5 protein-coding genes and 1 tRNA gene are annotated in these 4,650 nt (G+C 60.8%); all 6 read left to right on the forward strand.

The genetic code is table 11. From position 1 onward, the window contains the following. Positions 1-114, forward strand: a 114-nt coding sequence (locus ACFFJ7_RS15580; protein ID WP_446686882.1) for an EF-Tu C-terminal domain-related protein, incomplete at its 5' end; no start/stop codon positions are given. A 113-nt stretch (positions 115-227) separates the two neighbouring features. After that, positions 228-304 (forward strand) — tRNA-Trp (locus ACFFJ7_RS15585). Positions 305-873: 569 nt separating this feature from the next. Further along, positions 874-1,245 (forward strand): 30S ribosomal protein S12, encoded by a 372-nt coding sequence (gene rpsL, locus ACFFJ7_RS15590; protein WP_009764294.1) that lies wholly within the window; start codon positions 874-876, stop codon positions 1,243-1,245. A gap of 97 nt (positions 1,246-1,342) precedes the next feature. Next, a complete protein-coding gene (gene rpsG / locus ACFFJ7_RS15595; protein WP_166949826.1) occupies positions 1,343-1,813 on the forward strand; it encodes a 30S ribosomal protein S7 in 471 nt (156 codons plus the stop codon). 27 nt (positions 1,814-1,840) lie between these two features. Then, entirely contained in the window at positions 1,841-3,910 is a 2,070-nt protein-coding gene (gene fusA / locus ACFFJ7_RS15600) for an elongation factor G (RefSeq protein ID WP_377593497.1), read from the forward strand. Positions 3,911-3,982: 72 nt separating this feature from the next. Continuing rightward, positions 3,983-4,650: GTP-binding protein (locus tag ACFFJ7_RS15605; protein WP_377593499.1), on the forward strand; the 668-nt coding region annotated here is incomplete at its 3' end.

Here is a 4,650-nt window from a genome sequence, read left to right on the forward strand (position 1 = left end):
TCCATGGAAGTGCACCTGATCGTTCCGATCGCGATGGAAGAGAAGCTTCGCTTCGCTATCCGCGAAGGTGGCCGTACCGTCGGCGCCGGCGTCGTCGCCGAAATCATCGAGTGATGACCGGTCTGTCGAAAGCGCGTTTTTGATGGATGCGCTTTCGAGGCCGATGCGATACAAGGAAGCGGCGGCTGCGCCGCTTCTGTTGCCCGGAGCGAATCGGGCAATCGTTTAGGAGTGTAGCTCAACTGGCTAGAGCACCGGTCTCCAAAACCGGGGGTTGGGGGTTCGAGTCCCTCCACTCCTGCCATCCGGCAGGAACTTGCATATCGGAACCTCCAACGCCTGGTATTGCCGGCACTGCGGCAACGCCGGGCGATGTCGTTTCTGGTAGCCGGCGGCAGGTGGGGCGCCGGCAATGCGAAACAGCCGGCGGTGTCTCTGAAGATTCATGGTTTCGTAAGAGTCATGGGCCTTGACTGACGCCGAATCTGAATGTAAAGAAGTTCGACTTTCGGTAAGCCGTAGGTGTTCTGGTTCGAGGCGCCGAGCCTTGATGGGCGAACCCTAAACGTTGCCGTTTCTAGCACCGACTGGCCGCAAGTATGGCTTGATAGTCAGATCTGGAGCATGACCGGGCAAACGTTCGGTCCTCTGCCTGCGCAAGTGCTTGAAACCATCGGGTTTCAGGCACAATTGCGCGTTGTCTGTCGATGGTCATTGCTGTCGGCGGTTCTGGTCGCGGCGGTGCGGCGATTTCAGGGTATTCAGGGCTTTCGGGTTCTGAGAGATGCCGGGTTCGGAGAAATAACACGGCCTACGGCCGGCCAGGCGGATGGTTGTTGACCGTCCCGCGGTTGAAAGCGAGAGAAGAAGAGTATGCCGACGATCAGCCAGCTGATCCGCAAGCCGCGGACGGCGCAGAAAAGCCGGAACAAGGTTCCTGCCCTTGAGGCCTGCCCGCAGAAGCGGGGTGTGTGCACGCGCGTCTACACGACGACGCCGAAGAAGCCCAACTCGGCTCTTCGTAAGGTGGCCAAGGTCCGTCTGACCAACGGCTTCGAGGTGATCGGATACATCCCTGGCGAGGGTCACAATCTTCAGGAGCACTCCGTGGTCATGATCCGCGGTGGCCGCGTGAAGGATCTTCCGGGTGTGCGTTACCACATTCTGCGCGGCGTCCTCGATACGCAGGGCGTCAAGAACCGCAAGCAGCGCCGTTCGAAGTACGGTGCGAAGCGTCCGAAGTAAGATGTAGCTGGCCTCCCCGGGGCCGTGCATCCCAGTGTAGTTCGGATAATCGCAGCAAGGCTCGGTTATCATTCAAAGTTAGGCGGAGCGAAAGCCGATGTCCCGTCGCCATAGCGCGGAAAAACGAGAGATCATCCCGGACGCGAAGTTCGGCGATATCGTCGTGACCAAGTTCATGAATTCCATCATGCGTGACGGCAAGAAGTCCGCAGCCGAGACGATTGTCTATGGCGCGTTCGATGTCGTTGAGCAGAAGCTGAAGACCGAGCCGCTCGCCGTTTTCAAGCAGGCGCTTGACAACGTGTCGCCGGCCATCGAGGTCCGTTCCCGTCGCGTCGGCGGCGCCACTTATCAGGTTCCGGTCGAGGTTCGCACCGAACGCCGCCAGGCGCTGGCGATCCGCTGGCTCATCCAGGCCGCGCGTGCACGCAACGACCGTACAATGGTGGAGCGTCTGTCGGCCGAGCTGATGGATGCCTCGAGCAACCGTGGCAACGCCGTCAAGAAGCGTGAAGACACGCATCGCATGGCGGAGGCCAATCGCGCCTTTTCGCATTACCGCTGGTAAAGAACCGGGTCTAACGGAGCCACGACGATGTCCCGCACGCACGCAATCGCAGATTACCGTAATTTCGGAATCATGGCGCATATCGACGCCGGCAAGACGACGACGACCGAGCGCATCCTGTTTTTCACCGGCAAGAACCACAAGATCGGTGAGACGCACGAAGGTGCGGCGACCATGGACTGGATGGACCAGGAGCAAGAGCGCGGCATCACGATCACGTCTGCCGCGACGACGTGCTTCTGGAAGGGGCATCGCCTGAACATCATCGACACGCCCGGGCACGTCGACTTCACGATCGAGGTCGAACGTTCGCTGCGCGTGCTCGACGGCGCGGTGTGCGTGCTCGACGGCAGCCAGGGTGTGGAGCCGCAGACGGAAACCGTGTGGCGTCAGGCTGACAAGTACGACGTGCCGCGTATCGTCTACGTCAACAAGATGGACAAGATCGGCTCCGACCTCTTCAAGAGCGTGGACTCGATTATCGACCGCGTGGCCGGCAAGCCCGTGCTGCTGCAGATTCCGATCGGTTCCGAGGGCGACTTCATCGGCGTCGTTGACCTGATTACCCAGAAGGCGATCTTCTACCCCGAGGCCCTTGGTAACTCCGAGGAGCGCGAGATTCCGGCCGAGCTGAAGGAACAGGCGGCCGAATATCGCACGAAGCTGATCGAAGCCGCCGTCGAACTCGACGACGATGCCATGGCCGCTTACCTCGAAGGCCAGGAGCCGGACGACGCGACGCTGCGCAGGCTTGTGCGCAAGGCCGTGCAGATGCGCGCCTTCCACCCCGTGCTGTGCGGTTCGTCTTTCAAGAACCGCGGTATCCAGCCGCTTCTGGATGCAGTGGTGGAATATCTGCCGTCGCCGATCGATCGCGGTGCGATCAAGGGCATTGACTTCAAGACGGAAGAGCCGGTCGAGCGCAAGCCGTCGGACGAGGAGCCGCTGTCGGTTCTGGCGTTCAAGATCATGGACGACCCCTTCGTCGGCACCATCACCTTCTCGCGCATCTATTCGGGTGTGCTGAAGGCGGGCGACTCTGTGCTCAATTCGACGCGCGACAAGAAGGAGCGCATCGGCCGCATGCTGCTGATGCACGCGAACAACCGCGAAGACATCAAGGAAGCCTATGCGGGTGACATCGTGGCCCTTGCCGGCCTCAAGGAAGTGCGCACGGGTGACACGCTCTGCGATCCGACGAAGGCGGTGATCCTGGAGCGCATGGAGTTCCCCGAGCCCGTCATCGAGATCGCTATCGAGCCCAAGTCGAAGGCGGATCAGGAGAAGCTCGGCATCGCGCTCTCCAAGCTCGCTGCCGAGGACCCGTCCTTCCGCGTGTCGACCGACGCCGAATCCGGCCAGACCATTCTCAAGGGGATGGGCGAATTGCACCTCGACATTAAGGTCGACATCCTGCGTCGCACCTACAAGGTGGACGCGAATGTCGGCGCGCCGCAGGTGGCCTATCGTGAACGCATCTCGAAGAAGGTCGATGTCGACTACACGCACAAGAAGCAGACCGGCGGTACGGGTCAGTTCGCGCGTGTGAAGATCGTGGTTGAGCCGGCCGAGCAGGGTGCGGGTTACTCCTTCGAGTCGAAGATCGTCGGCGGTGCGGTTCCGAAGGAATACATCCCTGGTGTGGAAAAGGGCCTGGCGAGCGTGCTGGGTGCAGGTATCCTCGCCGGCTTCCCGGTGGTCGATCTGAAGATCGAACTCATCGACGGCGCCTTCCACGAAGTCGACTCGTCTGCGCTGGCGTTCGAGATCGCGTCGCGCGCGGCACTGCGCGAGGCCCTGCAGAAGGGCGGTTCGGTGCTGCTCGAGCCGATCATGAAGGTCGAGGTGGTGACGCCGGAAGACTACACGGGTTCGGTCATCGGCGACCTCAACTCCCGTCGCGGTCAGATCCAGGGGCAGGACATGCGCGGCAACGCGGTGGTCATCGATGCGATGGTTCCGCTCGCCAACATGTTCGGCTACGTCAACACCCTGCGCTCCATGAGCCAGGGGCGCGCGACGTATACGATGCAGTTTGACCATTACGAGCAGGTCCCGTCGGCGGTTGCTCAGGAGGTTCAGGCCAAATACGCATAAGCGGTTGGCTTACGCTTCATCATTCAGGAATTTATTCGACCCCGGGTCGAGTTGTTTTCAGGGAGCCGCAAGATGGCGAAGGAAAAGTTTGAGCGGACGAAGCCGCATTGTAACATCGGTACGATCGGCCACGTTGACCACGGCAAGACGTCGCTGACAGCAGCGATCACGAAGGTTCTTGCGGAAGTTGGCGGCGCTTCGTTCACGGCGTACGACCAGATCGACAAGGCGCCTGAAGAGAAGGCGCGTGGTATCACGATCTCGACGTCGCACGTTGAATACGAGACGGCGAACCGTCACTACGCGCACGTTGACTGCCCCGGCCACGCTGACTACGTGAAGAACATGATCACGGGCGCGGCGCAGATGGACGGCGCGATCCTCGTGGTGTCTTCGGCTGACGGCCCGATGCCTCAGACGCGCGAGCACATCCTGCTTGCGCGTCAGGTTGGTGTTCCGGCGCTTGTTGTGTTCATGAACAAGGTTGACCAGGTCGACGATCCTGAACTGCTTGAGCTCGTTGAGCTGGAGATCCGCGAACTTCTGTCGAAGTACGAGTTCCCCGGCGACGACATCCCAGTGGTCAAGGGCTCTGCGCTTGCTGCACTTGAGGACACGAACCGTGAAATCGGGCACGACGCGATCGTCAAGCTGATGGAAGCGGTCGATGCATATATCCCGCAGCCTGAGCGTCCTGTTGACCAGCCGTTCCTGATGCCTGTTGAGGACGTCTTCTCGAT

It is taken from the genome of Pseudochelatococcus lubricantis, assembly GCF_042432495.1.
GTDB lineage: Bacteria > Pseudomonadota > Alphaproteobacteria > Rhizobiales > Beijerinckiaceae > Pseudochelatococcus > Pseudochelatococcus lubricantis.

Bases quoted from the DNA above. Each gene is read 5' to 3' on its own strand.
- rpsL (WP_009764294.1), top strand. From the start codon at position 874: ATGCCGACGATCAGCCAGCTGATCCGCAAGCCGCGGACGGCGCAGAAA.
- rpsG (WP_166949826.1), top strand. From the start codon at position 1,343: ATGTCCCGTCGCCATAGCGCGGAAAAACGAGAGATCATCCCGGACGCG.
- fusA (WP_377593497.1), top strand. From the start codon at position 1,841: ATGTCCCGCACGCACGCAATCGCAGATTACCGTAATTTCGGAATCATG.